Below are 22,982 nucleotides of genomic sequence, written 5' to 3' on the forward strand. Positions count from 1 at the left end.
GTTACTGCTGGTTGCGCTTGCGTTTAGGCTGCAACCGCCTTAATTCGTTGACTTGGGCCTGGATCTCACCGAGCATCTCGGTCTGCATTTTTTGAATCTCCAACATATTGGGTTCGTCTTGTTGGATCAAATGGTCAACCTTGGAATGCAGCACCCGAATTTCTTCTTCCGACTTGGCGTTGACCCGAAAATCGTTTCGCGCTTCTAACCGGTCGTATTCGGCGGCCCGGTTTTGACTCATCATAATTAGCGGGGCTTGGATCGCCGCGACCATGCTCAAAAAGAGGTTTAATAAAATAAAGGGATACGGATCAAAGTGGTGCGTAAAAATGGGGATCACGTTAATGATCATCCAGGCAAGCATGACCGCGACAAACGAGATAATGAACGCCCAGCTCCCGCCAAACTGGGCCACACCGTCCGCGATCCGTTGACCAAAGGTGAGCGATTCTTCCAGCTCTTCGTGCGCATCAACGACCTGGTAACTGTTCTTAGCCAAAATTTTCGACAAATGTTTATTGACCTTGTCGTTTTCACGGTAATCCGCGGCAATCATTTTATCCATTTTAGCTAAACGGTAGTGTACCAAGTGTTCGCTACAAATAAAACTATGGTCGTGGGCCCGCGGAAAATCCTGTTCCACGGCGGCCCGTAGTTGCGGTTCCAATTCGATGAGCTGCATCCCGTCAACCATTTCGTAACGTTGTTGATCCACGATGCAGATGGCAGTTCTTGACATGTTGTTCACGCTCCTTTACTTTCATTATACAACTTCCCCAGCTTGTCGCCTTGCGAAGACCAACCTAAAAAAGGCATCACCGACGATCATGCGCCGGTGGTGCCTTTTTAAACGGTCTTAGACGGATAATTCGTTCATTAACATCATGGTCTGATACTGCCCATCGTCTAACACGGCGATGGTTTCCGGAAACTCCCGTTGGTAAGCTTCCGGCAGGTCAAATTCAAAAATTGAATCATGGCGATCATCAAAAACCACCGTCACGTGGCCGGCACGCCGAATCAGGGCAAACTGTAACACCCGTGGCAGTGACACGACGCCCTGCAAATCATCGTCAATAATCTTCCAAATACCATCAATTACGGAACTGGGGAGCTTAGAAGCTAGCCCCAAAGTCGCGTAACGGTCTGCGTTTGCGTTAAACATCCCGCTCACCTCGTTATTCAAGTGACTTAGTTGTCGCGCACGATTACGGCAACTTCCTTTTCGATGCGAATAAACAGGCCCTGTGAATCCTTACGGAAGTCCGCTTCCAGGTCCGCTAGAGTTGGCTTAATTTGGCCAACCACGCTGCCGGTCGTCCCGTAAATATCGATATTTTGGTGGTTGGGGTCCCACTTAACGGTCCAGTAGCTGCCTTCAAGGGCCTCGTCAACGAAGTACTGGGTCCCTGCTAGAACCGCATCGTTGATCACACTGCTTTCATCCGCGGTCATCCCGGCGTCTAATTCCCACTTTAGTTTTTGACCAACTTCTAACATGTCGCCCGGAATTAAATTTTGCACGCTACATTCCTCCACTCATCATTTTACTTATAAATGATTACTAATACTTACCTATCATGATACCATACTCCCCGTTTAAAAACGGTTCTGCGACTTAAAAGCCGGCCGCTCCGTCGCGAATTTTTGCCGCACTTCCGCCGCAATTTCCCGCATTCGTTCGGGCGTATCGGCCTGGGATAAACGGTAACCAATGTAGTACGGCGACACGTTAAACAACGGGATCACCTTGCAAACGACCCGGTCACCGAGGGGGTAAAAGAACAGGTTGTAACTGTCGCACCGGCCCTTAAAGTAGTCGTTTAGGCAGTAGCGGACGACCGTTTGGACCGCGTCGGCCATCCGGGCGTGGTCGGTCCACGCCGTTGCCACGTTGAACTCGACAAACCCCATGACCGGTTGGTCCGAAACGGTCACCCGTAACGCCCCGGTACTGATGATCGGGTAACCGGAAAAGTTAGCCGGAACAACGTTAGCGTAACCGTCAACGTCGTCCAGGCCGACAATTTGCATGTGGGGGTGGCGCAAACTACCACCGGAATGCGGCCCAAAGTTTTTATATAACAAAACGGAGGCGTACTTGCCACTGGCAATCGTTTCCTGCCAGTGTTGCAGCGCAAACGCGAAGACGGCTTGATTTTGAGCTTCCGGGTACGTCGCCACGTCGCCTGCATGGTCGGCCGTTTCAATAATAATGGTCTGCCAGGTTGCCTGCAAAGTTGGAAACTTATTTAACAGCCAGATACGGTCCTGGTCCTTAGCTAAAATATCCGTTAAGCTGCTCGGATCACAAAACGGGCAGGCATTACCGGTATGGCGAATATTTTCCGGCTTTCCCTTGGCAATGTTAGTATCAAAAATTAGCGGGTGTGCTTGCATCTTAATCAATTCCTTTCAAACGTGACACAAAAATAGAGCCCGGGGGACCCCGAACTCTACGTTAAACTAATTAATTCATCGGTTCTGGCGTATTCGCCCCCGGACCAAACTTCACGTCGGCCATCGTGATCCAAACCACGAATTCACTCGAAGCTAAACGCCAGTATTGTGGGTTGGATGCCGCGGGTAACGGCTGTTCAAAAAGAGCAATGGCTAACGCGTTAGCCGCATTATCCGCAGCGACTTGGACACTAGCGCCAAAAGTTTGCGCGGCGGGAACATCGGGAAAGCGCACGTCCCAATACGTTCCCTCGTCCCGAAAGATTGCGGGGTACTTCACTTCCACATTGCGATCCATCTTCCATCACTCCGATTCACTCACTTAATAAGTTTATTATACGCAATAATCAAATTAAAACGACCTATTCAGCTTTATCAACGTTATATTTCGAGCCACTCGTCGTGACCTTGTAATTCCCCTTGATCGATTGACCGTAACTCTGCGCGTCCTTTAAATTATCGAACGTTTGGGTCCCATTCGAACTGGAGCTAGCCGATGAGCTGCTGTCCTTGGAAGCACTGGAAGCCGTTGACGACGACGTACTGCTCGTTGCGTGACTGCTAGTCGTGGTTGTATGGCTACTGTTAGTGGTCGACGAACTAGTCGTGGTCGTGGCATGATTATTAGTCGACGTTGTGGGGCTACTATTCGTTGTCGTTCCCGCCGTTGTGGTTCCCGTGGCGTTATCAGTGGTTGTTTGATCACTAGTCGTTGTCCCGTCAGTGGTGTCACTATCAGTCGTATCACTGTCAGTGGTATCGCTATCGGACGAACTCTTGGACTTCTTTTTCTTCGACGAACTTGAAGACTTTGAGGATGAATTTTTACGGGCTTTACTGCTGCTGGACGACGTCGCCGTTTCTACTAAATCTTGGCTCGTTGACGCCTTGACGAAGTAAATGATCGAGCCACCCAAAGCCACCACGATTAAAGCCAATAACCATAACGAAACGTGACGTTTTTTCTTCGGCGACTTTGGTGACTGCGGTTTTTTCGGGTCCTGGGGGCCGCTTGACCGGCCAGTCCGTCCCCGCTTTTTGCCAGTCGCTTCTTGCCGCGCTTTTAAGCGTGACATCCGCGTCGGTTCTTGTTCAGGCATTAACTATCGCACTTCCTTTCTTGCTTTCGCCAGTTTACCATATTTTAACGACCTTGTCCCGGTCCATTCGGGGTAACTGACGAAATAATTCACGGTAAAAGACCCGTCCGGCATCGCCGGCGGGTCCGTGGTTACTGCGCGTTGTTTTGAACGAGGTTATCGTAGTAGTTAGCAAACGTGCCGTAAGTGTACGGGATAAGCCATAGCTGGCCGATTCCGAGCGTTAATCCGCTCAGAATGCCCCAGCCAATAAAGCTCAACTGTAAGCAAAATAATTGCCACTTATGTCCAACCATTAGTTGTCGACTGCGGGTCAGCGCATCCCGAAAACGGGGCCGCGCTTGACCGGTCGGAGTCGCCGCCAGCATGTCCTTATACACGTAAAAACTCTGCGAGTAAGCGTAGGCCTTAATGATCCCCGGAACAATTAGTAAGAGCGCCCACAGAAAAACAAAAACGCCCTGTAAAATGGCTAACCCAATGATTGGTCCGGCGTACGCCTTGGTAAACCCCACCGTCGAGTCCTTAACGGCGTGGATCTCGCGGTCGGGGTTGCGAACCCAGTCCAACATTGAATAGCTGGTACCGACCTTAAAAATCTTAATAATTAGGCCAAACGCGATTTGAACGAGGAGTGCGACCGCGACGACGACCACGATCAGGCCAATTTCCATCCCCGTAAAGTGCAGGATTTCCGTTAGCGTCCCCGTGTCCGTGCCCCCCGACGAACGCTGGTACTGGTCAGAGTACTGGCTCGTAATCGTAAAAATGGATAACAAACTGACCACGATACAAAGTAACACGGCGTCTTTCCAGCGCCCCTTAAACAGCTGCTTGACTTCACCTTTCAGTTCCGCCCTGGTTTTCATGAAATGCACTCAACTCCCTATTTTAAGACTTTCACCTCTTATTTTCCCCGAAGAGTCGCGACTAGTCAATCGTTATCGACAAAATAAACCACGCGTGCGCTAAAAGTCTGCTTCGGCCCCACCGTCTTAGAAAACAAAGAACACCAATTTCTCAGTTTGGCATGAGAAATTGGTGTTCTTTAAAGCTTAGTTGACGATCATTTATTGACTTCAATTAACGGTTTGTTCATCACCACGACCGCGGCCCCGTCTTCATCAAACGGACCGGCCGTTACCTGATAACCACAGCGCTCGTAAAACGACTGTGCGGAAAGTTCGCCGTCGATCAAGCCCTGCGTCGCTCCGTGGTTGACGGCCCACTGTTCAGCCGCCGTTAACAGTTGTTGCCCCAGCCCGCGACCACGGTAGGCCTTACGGGTACAGACCCGGCCAAACCGCATGACGTGATTTTTCTGGGGCTCTAAACGCAAGGTGGCGACCGGCAAGTCATCTTGCAGGTACATCACGGCGTAGAGCCGCTCGTCGGTGTCCTTGTGGTCGAACTCAACCTTGGCGGGAATTCCGCGTTCTTCAACGAACACTGCTTGACGTAGGGCGTAGGCCGCCGCCCGGTGAGGTGCTTCATTCGAAAAAATAATTTTCATTATTTATAAGCCTTATCAATGTCCTTTAACCAGGCTAACGCTAACGACTTGTCCCCTAAATGGGTCCCAATGACCGGGCCAAAGTAGGTCAGATCAATCGGCATATCGGGGTACTGCTTTTGCAGCTTGGCCTTCCAAGCCTTAGCCGCCTCAAGGTTGTTACCTTGAACGATAATGGCCCGTAACGGATAATCCACCTTCGCCTGCGCCTCCGCAAAGAGGTGTTCTACCCGGGCCAAGGCCTTCTTGGTCGAACGAACCTTTTCAAAGGCCACGATTTCGTGTTTATCATCAAAGGTCAATAACGGCTTAATCCGCAAGACGCTGCCAATGAACGCGGAAGCGTTGGATAAGCGGCCACCCCGAACCAGGTTTTGTAAGTCGTCCACGATGAAGTATTCCCCCATGGACGCCCGCAGATCATCTAAGCGCGCTAAAATTTCTTCGACGGTGTGACCCGCCTTAGCCATCCGGTCCGCCTCTAAGGCGAGGTACCCCATCAACCGCACCGTGATCTGTGAATCGTACGGGTACAGTTTGACATTGTCGACCATGTCGCGCATGTTGACCAAACTGTTATAAAAGCCGGAAATGGTGCTAGCCAGATGAATACTGATCACGGCATCGTAACCCTCGTCTCCGAGCCGGTTATAAAATTCGATCATTTCCCCAACGGGTGGTTGGGACGTGCTGGGAAACGACTTAAATGATTTCATATTGGCATAAAAGTCGGCCGTCGTAATGTCGACGCCTTCTTGATACACTTTTCCATCTATAATCACCGGGATCGGCACAACGTGAATATTGTTATCGGCGACCTCTTGCGGTGTTAAATAGCTGGTGCTGTCAGTAACAACAGCAATCTTCATGACATACACCTACTTCTCATCTTTAAAGTAATATTCATCATTCTAGCATAAAACGAACTCAGACTCTACCTCCCACGCCTTAGTTCATTCTAACTTAAACTTCTAAGGTCCGGTCGACCGATTTATTTAACCGGTTCAACAAAATGCGCAACAAGTTTTGTTCGTCCTGGGGCCACTTATCAAACACGGCGGCCTCGTATTGCTGGTACGCAGCGTTGATCTGTTCTACGGCACTGGCTCCCGCCGGCGTGACCGAATAAATCAACTGCCGCCGATCACGGCCGACCGCTTCCTTACTTAGCCGGTCCTTTTTAACCAAACTAGCCAACTGCCGACTCAGAGTGGACGTGTCCAACTGCATGGCCGCCGCCAATTTTTCCTGGGTGTCGTACCCGGCCTGAAGCCGCATTAACAGCTGCCACTCCGCAACGGTCACCCCCTGCGCTTTCGTGATTTTTTTGAGCATTACGGTCTGCTGCTTTGCGGTCGCAGCTAACGCGGCTAAACTCGATTTCATCGCGGTCCCTCCTAAAAAACTAATTCCTATGTATTATACAATATCTAGTGGCCGCGTGCGACTGAATTTTGGTAAAAATCGTGTTAAATTGGTTTTTGCATATAGCATTGATTTGGCTGACCATCCCGGGCAAAGCCCCACCGGACGGGCAGGTTACTTGTTTTCACCCCCGTTAAAACGGTATACTATTAAGCGGTCAACTGCCATTAACGCAGTTATGAACGAAACTTTAGATGAAAGCGAGTGATCACATGTCTTTTGACGGATTATTTACGCACGCCATGGTCACCGAATTACACCAAAACTTATTAAACGGCCGCATCGCCAAGATCAATCAACCGTACCAAAACGAGCTGATCTTAACGGTCCGGGCCAACCGCAAAAACTGGCCGGTTTTACTCTCGGCCGACCCGACTTACCCGCGGATCCAGGTCACGGAGATCCCCTACGTGAACCCGGCGGTCCCGACGAACTTTGCCATGATGATGCGCAAATATCTACAGGGTGCCATCATTACCGATATCCAGCAGCCCGCTAACGACCGGGTTGTCCAGTTAACGATCACCACCCGTAACGAACTGGGTGACGCTGAACAGTTAATGCTGATCATTGAAATTATGGCCCGTCACAGCAACGTCATTTTAATTGATAAAAAAACGAACCGTATTTTAGACGTCATCAAGCACGTTGGGGCCGATCAAAACCGTTACCGGCTGCTTTTACCGGGGGCCACCTACATCGAGCCGCCTAAGCAGGATAAGCTCGACCCGTTCACGCCCAACACCGACTACTTAGAACTAGTCAAACAGTATCCGAGTGAGGACGTGTTAGCTAAACAGTTGCAACAACATTACCAGGGACTCGGGCGTGATAGCGCGCAACAGCTTGCCGCCGACTTACACCAGCCCGGCGATTTGACTAAACATTACCAAGCATTTTTAGCCCAGTTTGACGCGCCCACGGCCACCCTGCTGACTTTGCCAAACCATAAGACGATGTTTGCCGCCGGCCGCTTTGACCACTTCGGTGACCAGCACCGCGAATTCGACTCGCTGAGCCGCTTACTCGACTTTTACTACGCGGACGCCGCGCAACGGGAACGGGTCCAACAGCAGGCCGGTAATCTGATCCGCGTCGTGCGCAACGACCTTAAGAAAAACCGGAATAAGCTGAAAAAGTTACAGCAGACGTTAGCTAATACGAAGCAAGCCGACGAACTCCGTTTAAAGGGTGAAATCTTAACGACCTACCTCCACGAAGTTAAACGCGGCATGACCGAAATTACGTTGCCCGATTATTACCACGATAACCAGCCGCTAAAGATCAAACTATCTAACCAGCTGTCGCCTTCCCGCAACGCGCAAAAGTATTTTTCCCGTTACCAGAAACAAAAAAACGCGGTGGGCTTCGTTGGTGAGCAAATTAAGCTGACCCAGGCCGAGATCGACTACCTCGATAACATCCAAACGCAGATCGAACTCGCCGCCCCGGCCGACATTGCCGAGATTCGCGAAGAATTGACGCAACAGGGCTACTTAAAGCAGCATAAGGCCAAGAAGAAACAGCGCAGCTCCCGCAAGCCGAGCCAACCCCAAAAATTTGTGGCTAGCGATGGCACCGAAATTTCGGTCGGTAAAAATAACCGGCAAAACGACCAGTTAACGTTAAAAACGGCTCGCAAGAGTGATTACTGGCTGCACACGCAAAAGATTCCGGGGTCCCACGTGATTATCCATTCCGACGATCCTAGTGAACAGACCCTGACCGAAGCGGCCAACCTCGCCGCCTACTTCTCCAAGGCTCGCGACTCCGCCACGGTGCCGGTCGACTACGTTCAGGTCCGGCATATTCGTAAACCGAACGGGGCCAAACCCGGTTTGGTGATCTACGAAGGTCAAAAGACCCTCTACGTTTCACCAAGCGCCGACCTGGTCGACCAGTTAACGCTCAAAAAGTAATCATAAAATTCAAAAATCGGTGACACCTAATTACTAAACGGGTGCCACCGATTTTTTTAATAAACGGGATGCGTCAAAACGTCCCAAGTTTGGTAGGTGGTGTCAGCGCAATCAAAGTGTTCGCCAGTTAGCAAATACTATTTGGCTTTCAGCACTAGTGGCGAGGCGTTCGCCACGGTCAGTTGAGTTAACGGCAACTGCACGGCCCCGTGGGAATCCTGCCCCGCAAAGTTGGGAACCTTGGCTGCTAATTCGCCAGACAGCGACTTGACCCGGTAAAAAACGCCAATATGCTGGTTAAACTGCCACCGTTCAAATTGCCACGGGTAGCGAAAACTCGTCGCCCCCAGCTGAATCACCCGGACTGCCGTTAGTCCCGTTTCTTCACGAATTTCCCGTCTGATTGCGTGCTCAAGGGGTTCCCCGTCTTCTAAGCTGCCGCCGGGTAAGTCGTAACGGTTTGTGTAAGGACCCCCGAATTTCTTAGTAACGACCAAGCCGGGTTGTAAATCGCCAATAATACCATAAACCCCAAACGCACGGTGATAAGTTGTCATTGCTGCTTCCTCCATTAGTTATCGCTAGCTATTAATGTAAGCGTTTTATTAGTCGATTGCAACTTTCACGTGTTATTGATGACCCGCCAAAACACTGTTTACCGTTTTGATAAACAATTGATTCAACATAGTGTTTATCAAAATAATAAACTTTATTACTTTTTACATGTTTACAAATACTATAAACATCAGTATACTAGTTGGTGCTAGGAGGTTTGAACCGTGCAACTTAATCATTTAACCCTAACCGACCTTAAACGGGGCTGGCACCCCGTTCCTACCGGCTGGCAGTGTAACTACTGTCAGGCCCACTGGTCAACCGCATCCCCCGAACAGGAGCGTAACGAACACCTAACGCTCGTTCACGGGGGTAACTTATCACAACTGATTCACCTAGATAGTCGTTATAATACGCTGACCAACAAACAGCAGGACCTGCTGACCGCGTTTGCGACCGGAATCAAGGATCAGGCGTTGGCCAACCAGTTACAAGTGGCCGCCGCGACAATTCGTCATCAGAAATTTACTTTCCGGGAAAAGGCCAAACAGGCCCGGCTTTATCTCGCCATTTACGAAGCCGTTTTTGAACAAACCGCGGCTCAGGAAACACCACTAATTGACGTTCCCGACCAACCGGGACCCGTTGACGACCGCTTTATCATTACCGAAGACGAAGCCGCCGCGACACTTCAGCACTACTTCGACTTTGACCAACAACCGTTACGTTTAAAACGGTGGCCTAAAAAACAGAAAGTCATCTTAACGGTGCTGACCCGCATCATTGACGAAATTCCGGCCAATCACCATTTTTCCGAAACTGAACTTAACCAACGACTCAAGCCCATTTACTTTGACTATCCCACCGTCCGGCGGTACCTCGTCGATTACGGGTTTCTTAACCGCACCACGGATGGCCGGGAATATTGGCGTAACACGAACGGAAAGGACTAACTATGGAAACAGAACGTAAGAAACAGCTTCAACGAGCTTTTAAAATGGCCCCGACCTATTACGGGGTCATTCAAATCGAGAACCAAACCAATCATAAAATTTTTATCGACGTGGTTCCCAATTTGCATAACCGTTGGCAATTTTACCAACTAAACCTGAACAAGGACTTTTATCGCAACACCCCGCTACAAGCGGACTGGAATGAACAGGGGGCCGCTAACTTTACTTACAGCGTCCTGTTTAAAGAAGACACCGCTAACGTCCTGAACATGCGGGCAACGCTAAAAGCCTTAAAAAATAAGTGGCTGCACAAACTAACCCCCTTTGACGACCGCGGTTATAACCGGCGGCCCAGGGACTGGGAGCAAACTGAAAATGACTGAACAACTTAATAACCACTACACGGTGATCGACCAACAAAACTGGCCGCGCCAACAGTACTTTTACTACTTTACTAAAATGAACCCCACCGGCTTTTCGTTAACGGTCGACCTGGATATCACCGCCACTTTAACTTGGGCCCACACCCACCACGTGAAGTTCAACGCGGTGTACCTCTACCTCGTCAGCCAGTTATTGACCCGCCACCCGGAAATGCGGGTCGGCTACGTGAACGACCAATTGGTGACCTTTGACGTCTTGCACCCGTCGTACACGGTGATCCACGCCGACCATTCGATTTCAAATTTATGGACCGCTTACGATGCCGACTTTAACGTCTTTTATCAGCGTTACTTAGCCGACTTACAACGGTACGGTGACCAACCGGGACCGATGCCCAAAGCTCCACAATCCCCGAACTTAGTTAACGTGGGTAGTTTGCCATGGGTCAACTTCACTAGCTACACCCCCTTGCCGTTTAAACCGCTCGACACGTTTTTCCCAATTTTCCAAGCCGGGCAGTTCAAGCAAACTGGAACACAAACTACGATGCCGTTAAGCCTCACGATCAACCACGCGACCGCCGACGGTTACCACGTTAGCTGCTTTTTTAACGAACTCCAAGCGCTGTTCACCGCGCCAACAACGAGCTTAGCTTAATGGGGACCATTGGGGTGGTTTGCCCCTTAGCTGTTCAATTCAAATATAAGTGCCTTTCTAAGAAAAACTTATGGGGTCCTTAGTAAAAAGCGGTAGTTGTGCAAACCGTTTTTTACTAAACTAGGGTCATTCAATGATGAAAGGACCTGATCAACATGCTAACCAACTACCTGACTAAACCCACCCCAACGGCCCCTAAAATTACCGTTAAAAGCGGTACGAACGCCCTGCGACCCATGATTTACACCACTAATCAGCGCCCCACCTGCCAGTGGCGCTTAAGCCGTAGCCATTAAAATAAATTTTCATCAACACCCCTGACTAGCCGTGTGGGCACTAGTCAGGGGTGTTTGCTTGCATCCGGATTTAACAATCTTTAAACTTAAAAAAACTTAACTAATCACTTACTAAAAGGAGTGCCGCTGCCCATGTCATTAGCTTCCCGTCTAACCGTATTCGAACCCTACCTCGAAAAAATTACCGACCAGTCTCACCGGGCCAGCCTAATCACCGTTCTCAACTGGGTCGCCCAAACGTTCCCCGAGCTTGAACCGCGGCTGGCTTGGAACCAGCCGATGTTTACCGCCCACGGCACGTTCATCATCGGCTTTAGTCTGGCTAAGGCCCACTTCAATATCGCCCTTGAAAAAGTTACGCTGGACCGGTTTGCCGACCAAATTACCGCGGCGGGCGACCACGTCACCAAAATGCTGTGGCAGGTTAACTTTGATCAGCCGGTAAATTATCCCTTACTTAACCAGGCCATCACGTACAACTTAACAACGAAGGCGGAGACCACGACCTTTTGGCGCTAATAACCATTAAAAAGGCTCCCGTTACCATTTTTTACACGTGGTAACGAAAGCTTTTTTAGTTAACATAACTTTAATTTATCGTAGTTAATCCGGATCATCCAGATTATGTACGGATTCAAACGTGAACTGCCCGGCATCGTAACTGAACTTGAACACGGCACAGTTATCAAACCGAATCTGCCGGCGCTTGATCTCGTCGATCGATAACCACCGGCGTAAGAACATGAAACTGGCGCCACCGTGACTAACGGCGAGGACCTGCTGGTGGTCCGGTCGTTCCATGACGGCGGTCAGCGTTTTAACGACCCGTTCCTGAACTTGAAAATCGTTCTCGCCGCCGTACTGTAAAAAGAAATCACCGTGGGTTTGGCGGACGGGATCCGGTTGCGGGTTCAAGACTTCGCTTTCCCCTTCGAATACGCCGAAGCCCCATTCCTTAATCCCTTTGAGCCGTTCGTAGGACTGGTCGGTCACGAGTTCTAGGGTGTCGCTGGCCCGTTCCTGAGTAGAGCAGTACGCGTGATCAAAGTGAATATCGTGGCTTTTAAAGTACGCCCCCACCTGCTTGGCCCCCGCGATGCCCTGTTCCGTGAGTGGTGAGTCGCTCCATCCCTGGATCCGGTGGAGTTTATTAAACAGCGTCTGACCATGACGCATGAGGTACAGTGTCTTTGCCAAAGTAATCCCAACTTTCTAAGTAAATTCTTACCTTCAATGATAACACAATTGTAATCGCTATCATCAGCAAACTTAAAAACCGCCCTGCTAACCCAAGCCAGGGCGATTTTTAACACCAGTCACGTTTAAAAATCAGTATCTTCGTTACCGGCGTTCAGTTCAGTTAACGCGTCCCTTAACGTTTTTCCGTGGGCAATCACGGTCCCGGTCGCGTGCCCCGGTTCACCGGTGACTTCGTTTTCGTCGTAGATTTGGAGTTGATTATACGGGAACGTGTTGGCTTGAACGTAGACCGTCTCCAACCGGTTAACGTCCGGATAATCGTACATGACCTTGCGCAGCGCTTCGCCTAACTTAATGTGCAGCAATAGCCGGGTCACACTGGAACCGCTGGCCTTACTAATTAACGCCATCATCGCAATGCTCATCGGCTCGATCGTCGCTAACTGCAACTGACCGTCCACAATCGTCAAACGCACCGTGTAAAGTCCCGGCACGCCAAACGCGAGTACCCGTTTCTTAATTTCTTGGTTCAACGCTTTAATGGCCTGATTTTCAACTTTATCGCGAATCGGGAAAACCTCGATCGACCCGCGCACGTTGGTCCGCAAGTTGTTACCGGCAATGATCTCGCTGATACCAAAAATAGTGACGTCTTGTCCGTCGGTAATCACTTCAACGGCTGGCGAATCGTTGGTTTTGATCTGCTCACGCGGCAGGTCGTTATTGATCTGAATGACCTGGTAACCGTCCTGACTGAGTTGCTGACCTAACCGGTAATCGTGGTAGGTCGTAAAAATCAGTAGCGGCTTTTCAATGGCCAAGATGTTTAAAATATCGGAATACTGCTTGGGTTCCACGTAGCGTTTAGACGCGAGCCGCGGCGTCATCGCAACGCTGTTCGGGTTAGCGTTGATTAAAATCGGTTCATAATCCGCCTTCTTGAGGTAAAACAGCAGTTGCGAAACTAAATAATCATTCCCGTGGTTGGTCCCGATCCGGTTCGCACCGGTCCCAATCACCACCACCCGGCGACCGGTTTGTTGCTGACTCTCATTATCAAACTCATAAGTGGAGTAGTAAGTATTGGTCTGTTCGGTAAATTCCCCGGCGGTCGGTTCGACTTCTTTAAAGGTCGCCTGAATCTCGTTTTCAAGGGCAAACTGGTGGACCTTGGTGACGTCACTGTGCCAAGCGTCGGCGGCGTCTTCGTCGGTAAAACCAAAGTACTTGGCCCGGCCCAACGCGTGGACGTCAAACGGCCGCTCGCGCAGCGCCTTTTCAATTTCGATGATGTGACTTAGTTTGTAAAAATAAAACGCGTCGATCTTCGTTAGTTCGGCTAATTCATCAATTTGATACCCGCGGTTTAACGCTTCCAGCAGGACTAACATGCGCCCGGCTTGCGGGTGGATCAACCGCTGGATCAGTTCGCCTTCCGAATAATTTTGCGGTCGGTTGGCGATCACGTGGTAGCGGGATTCGTCGGTGGACCGCAGCCCCTTTAACAGGGCTTCTTCGGTCGAACGACCGATTCCAATTACCGATCCCGTCGATTCCATGACGGTGTCCAGTTGGTGGCTGACCTTTTTCAAGACGTTAAACGGCCAAACCGGGATGCGGCAAACGATGTGGTCTAAAACTGGTTCGATCAACGCCGTTTGTTTGCGGTAATTGCTGGGCAACTTGACTTCCGCTAAGCTGATGCCCACCAGCAGGTTAGCAACCACCCGCGCTAACGGGTAGCCGGTCGCCCGGGCCGCCAACGCCATCGTTCGATCAAAATACGGCGTCACCTTGATCACGTAATAGTTTTGGGTCGTCGGGTCCAGCGCGAACTGCACGTGACAACTCCCCACGATCCGTAAATTGCGCATGATTTTTAACGTGGCCGTGCGGAATTGTTGGTACTCCTGATCGGTGATCGTCTGGGTCGGGGCAAAGATAATCGAATCGGCCGAGTGAATCCCAACCGGGTCAAAGTTTTCCATCCCGCTGATCAGTAACGCGGTGTCTTTTTGATCCCGCACACCGACAAATTCCAGTTCTTTATAACCGACGATGCTTTGTTCAACGATGCACTGCTTTGTGGCCGAAACCTTAAAGCCCATCGTCAGGGCCCGTTCAAGGTCGTCTTCGTCCTCACAGAGCTGCCGACTGGCCTCAATGCGGGGGGCGACCGACTTAACGATCACCGGAAAACCGACTTTGCGGACGACCGCGAAGGCTTCCGGTTCACTGGCAACGACCTGCGAAGCAATCACCGGTTCGCCGAGTGCCTTTAAGCGGTTGCTCATCAACGCCGGGTTAACGATCATGTCAATGGTTTCCTGGTCCCACTGCAACAACCGCACCTGGTTGTTTTTTAACACGTTATTGCGGATCAGCCCCTGGATTAAATTAACGCCCTGGATACCGCCCAGCGAAGGAATCAGCCCATCCGGTTGTTCAGTTTCGATAATTTTAGACAACGCCGCGACCGTTAACGGTTCAATGTAAACCTTATCGGCAAAGTTATTCTCCGCCGCGACAGAATAGGCGTTATTGTCCACCAACACCACGGCAATGCCGAGTTTGCGGATGGCCGCCCCAATCTGGGTCACGGCCGCGTCGTGTTGTCCTTCCCGGCCGATGTCGTTATGGCCCGCACCGATGATGAGGACTTTTTGTAACGCTTGATTATTCACCAGATTGGCCCCCTTGCTTGTTGCATTGATTCGACGAACTCGTCAAAAACGTCTCGGGCTTCGGTCGGCCCCGGGGCGCCGTCCGGGAAAAACTGTACGGAAAACGCCGGGAAGTCCCGGAACCGTAAACCTTGAATCGTCCCGTCGATCAAGTCCACGAAAGTGGTGATCAGCTTATTCCGGTCAATCGTCGCCGGATCGACGGCGAACCCCTGACCCTGTGACGCGTAAATGATTTGGTTGGTAATGACTTCGCGGATCGGGTGGTTCGCCCCGTGGTGTTCCGGTGACAGTTTCATAATGGACGCCCCGTTCGCCATGGCAAAGAGTTCGTGACCCAGACCAATGGCAAACAACGGGACCCGGTTTTGAATGTTTTGAATCATCGTCAACACGCTGTCCGGCAGATCCTGGGGTTTCCCGGGACCGGTCGACAGCACGACGCCGTCCGGATCAAGGTTAATAATTTCTTCCGTCGTGGCGGTGTACGGTAACACCGTGACGTTGCAAGCGCGCTTACTGAGTTCGCGTAAGATCCCGTGCTTAAGCCCAAAGTCGACCACCACGACGTTTAGCCCGGTGCCCGGGTTAGGAAACGGTTTGGGCGTCGCCACCGCTGCCACCTGTTGGTTAGTCAGCACGGTCGCGCCGAGTTGGTCAAACGCGTGCGCATCGGCCACGTCAACGATGCTGGCCTTCATCGGGCCGCTCGCCCGCAACTGTTTGGCCAGGTGGCGGGTATCAATGTGGCTGATTCCCGGAATATTTTGTTGCTTTAAGTACTGGTCCAATGACCAGCGCCGCTGCCGGTTGGTTGAAATGCTGGCCACGTCGCGCACCACGACCCCCTTGACCGTTGGTAAAATCGATTCATAGCTGTCGTGATTGATGCCGTAACTCCCAATCGTTGGTTGGGTGAAAGCGATAATCTGATTATGATAAATTTGGTTCGTAATAATTTCTTGATAGCCCGTCATACTCGTATTAAACACGATTTCACCAGTTGAAACCGCTGGTGAGCCAAAGCCTTCACCGAGGTAGGCACTGCCGTCTTCAAGAATCAAATAGCGGTCTGCCATTGCGATCCCTTCTCATCTGTTTGTCTTCAAAAATTAGTTAATGATCTCGACACCGTCGTGCCCGTCCACTTCGGTCACCGATACCTTGATCCGTTCCTGGCGGGCAGTCGGAATGTTTTTCCCAATGAAGTCCGCTCGAATCGGCAACTCCCGGTGACCGCGGTCGACCAGCACGGCCAGCGCGATACTTTGCGGCCGGCCGCCGCCCATCAACGCGTCCAACGCGGCGCGGATCGTCCGCCCGGTAAACAGGACGTCGTCTACTAAGATCACCCGTTTATCCGCGACGCTAAACGTGAGCTGATAATCACTCGGCGCACTCGCCACGTCTTGCGGGTGGTCATCCCGAAAAGCGGTAATGTCTAATTCACCCACCGGAATGGCCGCGTCTTCCAACTGCTGCAACCGCGCAGCGATCCGTTGGGCTAAGTATACGCCCCGGGTCTTGATGCCGACCAAGACGACGTCGCGAATCCCCTTATTTTGCTCAATGATTTCATACGTAATCCGTGTGAGCGCACGTTTCATCGCCATGGAATCAACAACTTCTTTTTGCATAATTGCCTCCCAAATAGTTATTATCGACATTCGAGTCACCAACGTTACAAAGAAAGACGGCCGGGCACAATGTCCCGACCGTCGACGAAAAGTTATTGTTAACAGTTTGCCTTTCAGTCTCGCAGGGCCGGATTAAAGGACTCTCATTACTGTTAGATTAATGATTCAAGTCGGTTTTGTCAAGCCGCGCAAGGGTCGCCTGAAAAATCGGCGGCAGCGGTGCTTCAAAGGTCAGCTGTTCACCCGTGACCGGGTGTTTAAACCCGAGTAAACGCGCGTGGAGGAACTGACCGTGGCCCTTAATGGTCTTTTTAGGGCCGTACAGCGGGTCACCGACCAGCGGGTGCCCGATCGACTGTAAGTGGACCCGAATCTGGTGAGTCCGGCCGGTTTCCAACCGACAACTGATCAGCGTGTAGTGCTGGTAACGTTTTAACACTTTAAAGTGGGTCACCGCTGGCCGACCGTTCGCGACGATTGCCTGCTTTTTACGATCCTTGGGTGAGCGGCCCAGCGGTGCGTTTACGGTCCCGGTGTCCTCTTTAATAACGCCGTGAACTAACGCCACGTACTCCCGCAAGTTAGTCTTAGCCTTCAACTGCGCTGCCAGCGAGCGGTGGGCGTGATCATTTTTAGCCACCATCAGTAAGCCGGACGTGTCCTTATCAATGCGGTGCACGATGCCCGGCCGAAACTCGCCGTTAATGGTCGACAACGGACTGTGGTACAGCAGGGCGTTGACCAGGGTGTGGTCGGGATGCCCCGGTGCCGGGTGGACGACCATCCCCTGCGGCTTATTGACCACGAGCACGTCGTCGTCTTCGTACACCACGTCAAGCGGGATATTTTCCGGTTTAATTTCGGTGGACTGGACTTCCTGCGCCGCCACCACGATAACGTCACCATTTTTAACCTTATACTTGCTGGCCTGTAATTGGCCGTTGACCGTCACTTGGTCCGTTTTAATGAGTTTATCAATTTGCGACCGCGTCCACAGCGACTGTAATCCGGCCAGGACTTTATCTAACCGGCCCGTTTGGTCACTAATGGTAAACTGCTGTGCCGCGGTCGCTAAATCGGCGGCGCTTTTTGCCCTATTTGTCAAAACTATCATCCCGTAAAACACCAATCAAAATTAAGATCACCCCGACCGTCAAACACGTGTCGGCAAAGTTAAAGATTGGAAAATTAATAAAATCCAGTTGGAACATGTCCACAACGTACCCGATCCGGACCCGGTCAATAAAGTTGCCCAGGGTCCCGGCGATCATCAGGACGATTCCAAATTCATATAAGCGGTGTTGCCGCAGCCGCCATAATAAGTACACCATGACGCCCAGTGCGACGACCGAAATCAGGTAAAAGAAACTCATCTTACCTTGCAAAATGCTCCAAGCAGCACCGCTATTATGTAAGTTCGTCAACGATAACAAGCCCGGTACCACCGTCACACTCGCGCCTAACGCGATGTGCCCCACAATGGCGGACTTGATGACCTGGTCTACGATGACCAGTACAAACATTAATACCCAATAAATCCACATAAATTGACCCTCACATTCAGCTAAGCTTGTGTTTTATTATACCAAAAGAATGCCGCTATGCGCGCCTAACACCCACGAAAAGCCGGTTTTCTTAGTGGAATCCCCCGTTAAGGCGCATCGAACACGGCCACCAGCTTCGTTTTGCCAGTGGCGGCGTGGTCCTTCGTCCAATTGACGTTCATTCAATTAACCAAGTTGCCGCCGTCAATCCCCATTTGAGGGCAAACAAAATGAGCAAATCACCCGGTCACCCCGCGTCACTTGCTCACTTTAATATCGTTTGTTTTAAATTTTAAAAGAGTCCGGAGATCTTCCCGTCGTCTGAAATGTCCATATCCAGTGCAGCCGGATGCTTAGGCAAGCCGGGCATGGTTAAAACGTTTCCGGTTAACGCCACCACGAACCCCGCACCCAGCTTCGGCACGAACTCACGCACGTTGATCGTAAAGTCCTTGGGCGCTCCTAATAACTTCGGGTTATCACTCAAAGAGTACTGGGTCTTGGCCATGCAGACGGGCAGGCGGTCCCAGCCGCGCTTAGCAAAGGTCTTTAGCTGCCGTTTGGCCTTACCGGAATATTCGACGTTAGCCCCGCCATACGTCTTGGTGACGATGGCGTTGATCTTCGTTGCCAAGTCGTCGTCCGCGTTATAGATCGACTTAAAGTCACTCGGCTGATCACACAGCGAAACGACCGCGTTTGCGAGGTCGGTCGCGCCGGCACCGCCCTGACCCCAAACGTCCGCTAAGATCGCCTGGACACCCAGGTCGGCACAGTAATCCTTAACGGCTTGGATCTCGTTGGCCGTATCGGCGGTAAACTGGTTGATCGCCACGACGACCGGCACGCCGTAACGCTGCATGGCACGGACGTGGTGCCCTAAGTTAGCGGCCCCGGCTTTTAACGCCGCCACGTTTTCTGCACCGAGGTCCTTTAACGCCACCCCACCATGCATCTTAAGGGCCCGAATCGTCGCCACGATCACGACCGCGTTCGGAGCTTGACCCACGGCGGGGACGTTAATGTCCATGAACTTTTGACCACCGAGGTCGGCTCCGAAGCCGGCTTCCGTTACGGTGTAATCCGCCAAGTTTAACCCGGCCTGGGTTGCCAGGACACTGTTACAACCGTGGGCAATGTTGGCAAACGGGCCCCCGTGAACTAGTGCCGGCGTGTGGGCTAACGTTTGAACCAAGTTCGGGCGTAACGCGTCCTTTAACAGCAGCGCAATCGCGCCGCCAACTTGGAGGTCCGCCACGGTCACCGGTTGCCGGTCGTGCGTATACCCCACCACGATCCGGTTGATGCGCCGCTTTAAGTCGGCGATATTTTCGGATAAACACAAAATCGCCATTAATTCACTTGCCACCGTGATGTCAAAGCCGTCTTCACGGGGAACACCGGACGTTGGACCGCCCAAACCGATCACAATGCGCCGCAGGGCCCGGTCGTTAATGTCGAGCGCGCGTTTCCACTGAATTCGGCGCTGGTCAATGCCGAGCTGGTTACCCTGTTGAATATGGTTATCGATCAGGGCCGCCAAGGTGTTATTGGCCGCGGTCAAAGCGTGCATGTCACCGGTAAAGTGCAGGTTGATGTCCTCCATCGGGATCACCTGGGAGTAACCGCCACCGGTCGCGCCACCCTTCATGCCCATGACGGGTCCGAGTGACGGTTCCCGCAAGGCAATCATCGTTGACTTCCCAATTTTAGTTAAGGCGTCCCCTAAACCAATGGTAACGGTCGACTTGCCTTCACCGGCCGGCGTTGGGTTGATCGACGTCACTAAGATCAGCTTGCGCTTCGTGTCCTTAACGGGGAGTGGCAGCTTCAGCTTAGCCTTAGCGCTTCCGTATTGGTCGATCTGGTCAGCCGTTAAACCGGCCTTGGCCGCAATCGTAGTGATTGGTTCCGGTGTGACTTGTTGTGCGATTTCAATGTCTTTCATTAATTCCACCCCTTTTTAATCATTAACTTAGTCTCATTATACCGAATAATCGTAAAATAGGAACAATAAATATAAAAGTTGCTTAGTTAGTTCGGTTATCGAGTGCTTTGCGCCAACTCAATTAGGCTGGTCCGGGCCTTTTTACGCATTAAAAAATGGTACTCGTTACCATCGATTTGAACTTTAATCCCGCCACGAACGGGCGCAATCAGTTCCAGTTGGTCGCGGGGAATGACCAACCACGACCGGTTGAACACGCTGCTAAAAATTAACAGGTTGCGGTCAATCGAGACCCGGCGCAGGCTGACCTGAATCGCAACGGCGATGACAAAGATCAACCCAATAATCACGAAGGCCCACTTAAATTTCATGACTTCCAGCCAGTAGACTAAGCCCACCATCGCAATCAGGAGGGTCCAGGACCAAACAATTAGACTCGAAGCTAGATTTGGTTGATACTTAAAGGTATGCTTAACATTATTCACGTTGATAAATTCCTTTCAAAATGGAGCGATCATCATTGCAATTATACACGGACGCGGCCACGACGCCGCAAACTAACCGGAGTGCCGCGGGCATTCTTTTAATTGACCAAGGCCAGCAACACCAGTATAAACAGGTTTTGCCGGCCAGTGATAACCATACCGCGGAATTCTTAGCCGCGATTGCTGGATTCAAAATTTTATTAGATTCTTACGGTCCCGACCAGGTCGTCTTTTTTTACACGGACAGCCAGGTCGTCGCCGAGAGTGTCGACAAAGCGTACAGTAAACACTTCGCCGTCGAACTAGCCACCCTGTTACACTTGCAAGACCAGTGCCAAGTGGTCGTGACCCAGTGGATCGCGGAAAGCGCCAACCACGGGGCCCACCAGCTTGCGCAGCAGGGCCTGCACTTAAACTAATCGGCCGGTGTTAGGTAGTGGTCGACCGGTAATTGATACTGCGCCCAGTCGTGTTGACCGGTCAAGACGTAGTTGGCTAATAATTTACCGATCATCGGTCCGGTGGTTAACCCGGAGGACCCGAGGCCGCTCGCCACTAAGATGTGGGGGTTGTCGGGTAACGGGCCAAAGAACGGCGCAAAGTCACTGGTGTACGCGCGGGTCCCGACCTTGACCTGGGTGATCTGTTCTTTTTTGAGCCGGTCGTCCAACTTAACACCACTGGCAAACAGGTCGTCTTCCACTAACGATGACACTTGCAAATCGTACCCCTGGTCATTTTCATGGGTCGCCCCGACCACCAGTTTACTCCGGGTAAACGGAATAAAATCGCGTTCACCTTCGGGCATCAGTACCGGTACGTCGTCGCCCCAAGTTTCGGGGAGTTGCAATTCAATTAACTGGCCCTTTTGCGGCCGCACGTCGGCCACGATCTTCATTGGTAACAATAACGGTTTTAACCAGGCCCCGACCGCTAAAATCAGGGTATCGTAGGCCTGCTCCCCGTTAACGGTCAGTAACTGACCCTGATCACCCAAGCGAACCTTGCCCTTGTGACGAACTAAGTTGCGTTTTTCCGCGTACTTTAAAAGGTTATGGGCAAACTTGTCCCCGTCGACGCGGGCGCCCCCACTGACGAAAACGCCCGGTTGGGGCGCCGTTAACAGGGGAATCTTAGCCTGGACCTGTGCCGCCGTCAACTTTTCAACGGTTCCCATTTGCGGGGCCGTTTTTTTGCGTTCCACGGCCAGCTGGTACAGGGCCTCTAAAGCGGCCGGGTCTTCACGGGTGACGACCGTTCCGGACTGCTGGTAAACCGAATAGCCCATCTGGGTATCCGCCACAATTTTGGGGTACAGGGCCGCCCCGGCCTTGGCTAATTGGTACCACCGCTTATTGCGCCGCTTTGACAGCCACGGCGAGATGATACCGGCCGCGTTCTTAGTGGCCTGGCCAATGCCTTCATCATAAATGGTCACACTCAACGACGGATCAGCACTTAAGTAGTAAGCCGTTACGGCCCCTACAATTCCACTTCCAATGATCGTTACTTGTTTTTGCATATCGACGCCTCCAGAACCAATCTACCCTTATTTTAGCATACCCAACCCGCTGGTGGGCTGCCTAGCGGGGAACGTCGCCAATTTGTTGACCCGCACGACTGTTAAAAACGCTCGCTAGTACCCGCCACCAAAAAACGCCAGCCTCCCCAACGGGAAGCTGACGTTTAAACTAGAACTGCTTACTATTTCACTTTATTAACAACGCTCACTTTAGCGGTAACGTAGCCGCCGCCGTTGAGCTTGACCCGGTATAGGCGGCCCTTCTTGACCACCTTACCCTTGACCTTCTGGTTCTTGGTGAGCTTGCGGACTTTCCGTTTCAAACTGGCCGTGGTGTACACGTTTGCTTTGGAACGGACTTTAAAGGTGCCCTTGGTCCCCTTCTTCCAAAAGCCAACCATGTCCTGCGCGCGGACCCACTGTTTTAAGTGGCCGACGTAGACCAGTTTCCGGGAACGGCTGGTGACCTTCGACTTGACCTTCGTAATCTTGAAAGCCCTGCGTTTAGCATTAGCCGGGATGACCGCCCCGCCGTAGTACGTTTTGGCTTTCGCCGGAATGTAGGCGTACTCGCCCGCTTTATAACTACTAAAGACGTATTTAACGGCTTTAAAGCTGACGTAGCGAACCTTGGCGGACACGTAACCGCCCTTATCCAGTTTGATCCGGTAGTAATTACCGGAACGCACCACGTGACCGG

Annotated in this window: 25 protein-coding genes and 1 pseudogene; 6 read left to right on the plus strand and 20 right to left on the minus strand. The window is 51.5% G+C overall.

Features of this window, described 5'->3' with window-relative positions:
• Position 1: 1 nt before the first annotated feature.
• The 10 genes from D1831_RS05265 to D1831_RS05310 form a co-directional block, all read right to left on the minus strand.
• Positions 2-739, minus strand: coding sequence for a DUF1003 domain-containing protein (locus D1831_RS05265; RefSeq protein ID WP_125071882.1), 738 nt, complete (start codon positions 737-739; stop codon positions 2-4).
• A gap of 117 nt (positions 740-856) precedes the next feature.
• A complete protein-coding gene (locus D1831_RS05270) occupies positions 857-1,165 on the minus strand; it encodes a DUF960 domain-containing protein (protein WP_125071883.1) in 309 nt (102 codons plus the stop codon).
• 26 nt (positions 1,166-1,191) lie between these two features.
• Complete coding sequence (locus D1831_RS05275; RefSeq protein WP_125071884.1) at positions 1,192-1,524, minus strand: hypothetical protein; 333 nt, start codon at positions 1,522-1,524, stop codon at positions 1,192-1,194.
• A gap of 75 nt (positions 1,525-1,599) precedes the next feature.
• Positions 1,600-2,400 carry a DUF4931 domain-containing protein gene (locus tag D1831_RS05280; RefSeq protein ID WP_125071885.1) on the minus strand — a complete coding sequence of 267 codons (801 nt, stop codon included), beginning with the start codon at positions 2,398-2,400 and terminating at the stop codon, positions 1,600-1,602.
• Between the two features lie 70 nt (positions 2,401-2,470).
• Positions 2,471-2,758, minus strand: a complete 288-nt coding sequence (locus D1831_RS05285) for an RNA-binding protein (RefSeq protein WP_125071886.1) — start codon at positions 2,756-2,758, stop codon at positions 2,471-2,473.
• A 64-nt stretch (positions 2,759-2,822) separates the two neighbouring features.
• Positions 2,823-3,560 carry a hypothetical protein gene (locus D1831_RS05290; RefSeq protein WP_125071887.1) on the minus strand — a complete coding sequence of 246 codons (738 nt, stop codon included), beginning with the start codon at positions 3,558-3,560 and terminating at the stop codon, positions 2,823-2,825.
• A 131-nt stretch (positions 3,561-3,691) separates the two neighbouring features.
• Positions 3,692-4,429: a DUF975 family protein gene (locus tag D1831_RS05295; RefSeq protein WP_125071888.1), complete on the minus strand. Its 738-nt coding sequence runs from the start codon at positions 4,427-4,429 to the stop codon at positions 3,692-3,694.
• A 197-nt stretch (positions 4,430-4,626) separates the two neighbouring features.
• Positions 4,627-5,073, minus strand: coding sequence for a GNAT family N-acetyltransferase (locus D1831_RS05300; protein ID WP_125071889.1), 447 nt, complete (start codon positions 5,071-5,073; stop codon positions 4,627-4,629).
• Complete coding sequence (locus tag D1831_RS05305) at positions 5,073-5,942, minus strand: DegV family protein (RefSeq protein ID WP_125071890.1); 870 nt, start codon at positions 5,940-5,942, stop codon at positions 5,073-5,075. Before D1831_RS05305 ends, D1831_RS05300 begins: the two co-directional genes overlap by 1 nt.
• A 94-nt stretch (positions 5,943-6,036) precedes the next feature.
• Positions 6,037-6,459 (minus strand): MarR family transcriptional regulator, encoded by a 423-nt coding sequence (locus D1831_RS05310; protein WP_125071891.1) that lies wholly within the window; start codon positions 6,457-6,459, stop codon positions 6,037-6,039.
• A gap of 251 nt (positions 6,460-6,710) precedes the next feature.
• On the opposite strand from D1831_RS05310, the gene D1831_RS05315 reads away from it, so the two are divergent.
• On the plus strand, positions 6,711-8,417 hold the full coding sequence (locus D1831_RS05315; protein WP_125071925.1) for an NFACT RNA binding domain-containing protein: 1,707 nt from the start codon (positions 6,711-6,713) through the stop codon (positions 8,415-8,417).
• Between the two features lie 56 nt (positions 8,418-8,473).
• Here the strand turns inward: D1831_RS05315 and D1831_RS05320 are convergent.
• A pseudogene (locus D1831_RS05320) lies at positions 8,474-8,974 on the minus strand (NUDIX hydrolase).
• 222 nt (positions 8,975-9,196) lie between these two features.
• On the opposite strand from D1831_RS05320, the gene D1831_RS05325 reads away from it, so the two are divergent.
• The 4 genes from D1831_RS05325 to D1831_RS05340 all read left to right on the plus strand — a co-directional run bounded on the left by D1831_RS05325 (position 9,197) and on the right by D1831_RS05340 (position 11,781).
• Positions 9,197-9,925 (plus strand): DUF2087 domain-containing protein, encoded by a 729-nt coding sequence (locus D1831_RS05325; RefSeq protein ID WP_125071893.1) that lies wholly within the window; start codon positions 9,197-9,199, stop codon positions 9,923-9,925.
• A gap of 2 nt (positions 9,926-9,927) precedes the next feature.
• Positions 9,928-10,308, plus strand: a complete 381-nt coding sequence (locus D1831_RS05330; RefSeq protein ID WP_125071894.1) for a GIY-YIG nuclease family protein — start codon at positions 9,928-9,930, stop codon at positions 10,306-10,308.
• A complete protein-coding gene (locus D1831_RS05335; RefSeq protein ID WP_125071895.1) occupies positions 10,301-10,966 on the plus strand; it encodes a chloramphenicol acetyltransferase in 666 nt (221 codons plus the stop codon). The genes D1831_RS05330 and D1831_RS05335 overlap by 8 nt, the downstream gene beginning before the upstream one ends.
• 428 nt (positions 10,967-11,394) lie before the next feature.
• Positions 11,395-11,781, plus strand: a complete 387-nt coding sequence (locus D1831_RS05340) for an iron chaperone (RefSeq protein ID WP_125071896.1) — start codon at positions 11,395-11,397, stop codon at positions 11,779-11,781.
• An 84-nt stretch (positions 11,782-11,865) separates the two neighbouring features.
• Here the strand turns inward: D1831_RS05340 and D1831_RS05345 are convergent, their stop codons facing one another.
• The 8 genes from D1831_RS05345 to D1831_RS05380 form a co-directional block, all read right to left on the minus strand.
• A complete protein-coding gene (locus D1831_RS05345; protein WP_125071897.1) occupies positions 11,866-12,459 on the minus strand; it encodes a histidine phosphatase family protein in 594 nt (197 codons plus the stop codon).
• A 125-nt stretch (positions 12,460-12,584) separates the two neighbouring features.
• Positions 12,585-15,146 (minus strand): ATP-binding protein, encoded by a 2,562-nt coding sequence (locus tag D1831_RS05350; protein ID WP_125071898.1) that lies wholly within the window; start codon positions 15,144-15,146, stop codon positions 12,585-12,587.
• Entirely contained in the window at positions 15,143-16,225 is a 1,083-nt protein-coding gene (locus D1831_RS05355; protein ID WP_125071899.1) for a carbamoyl phosphate synthase small subunit, read from the minus strand. Before D1831_RS05355 ends, D1831_RS05350 begins: the two co-directional genes overlap by 4 nt.
• Before the next feature lie 33 nt (positions 16,226-16,258).
• Positions 16,259-16,783 carry a bifunctional pyr operon transcriptional regulator/uracil phosphoribosyltransferase PyrR gene (pyrR, locus tag D1831_RS05360; protein WP_125071900.1) on the minus strand — a complete coding sequence of 175 codons (525 nt, stop codon included), beginning with the start codon at positions 16,781-16,783 and terminating at the stop codon, positions 16,259-16,261.
• Positions 16,784-16,940: 157 nt separating this feature from the next.
• Positions 16,941-17,888: an RluA family pseudouridine synthase gene (locus D1831_RS05365; RefSeq protein ID WP_404819884.1), complete on the minus strand. Its 948-nt coding sequence runs from the start codon at positions 17,886-17,888 to the stop codon at positions 16,941-16,943.
• On the minus strand, positions 17,878-18,327 hold the full coding sequence (gene lspA / locus D1831_RS05370) for a signal peptidase II (RefSeq protein WP_125071902.1): 450 nt from the start codon (positions 18,325-18,327) through the stop codon (positions 17,878-17,880). Before lspA ends, D1831_RS05365 begins: the two co-directional genes overlap by 11 nt.
• A 292-nt stretch (positions 18,328-18,619) precedes the next feature.
• Positions 18,620-20,275, minus strand: a complete 1,656-nt coding sequence (locus tag D1831_RS05375; RefSeq protein WP_125071903.1) for a formate--tetrahydrofolate ligase — start codon at positions 20,273-20,275, stop codon at positions 18,620-18,622.
• A gap of 95 nt (positions 20,276-20,370) precedes the next feature.
• Entirely contained in the window at positions 20,371-20,760 is a 390-nt protein-coding gene (locus tag D1831_RS05380) for an EbsA family protein (RefSeq protein WP_125071904.1), read from the minus strand.
• 35 nt (positions 20,761-20,795) lie between these two features.
• Here D1831_RS05380 and D1831_RS05385 point away from each other — a divergent pair, with 35 nt between their 5' ends.
• Complete coding sequence (locus D1831_RS05385) at positions 20,796-21,179, plus strand: ribonuclease HI family protein (protein WP_125071905.1); 384 nt, start codon at positions 20,796-20,798, stop codon at positions 21,177-21,179.
• On the opposite strand, the gene D1831_RS05390 is transcribed toward D1831_RS05385, so the two are convergent.
• Entirely contained in the window at positions 21,176-22,282 is a 1,107-nt protein-coding gene (locus D1831_RS05390) for an NAD(P)/FAD-dependent oxidoreductase (protein ID WP_125071906.1), read from the minus strand. The genes D1831_RS05385 and D1831_RS05390 overlap by 4 nt on opposite strands.
• Between the last annotated feature and the right edge of the window lie 700 nt (positions 22,283-22,982).

The sequence above is a fragment of the Lactiplantibacillus garii genome (genome assembly GCF_003885105.1).
Classification (GTDB): domain Bacteria; phylum Bacillota; class Bacilli; order Lactobacillales; family Lactobacillaceae; genus Lactiplantibacillus; species Lactiplantibacillus garii.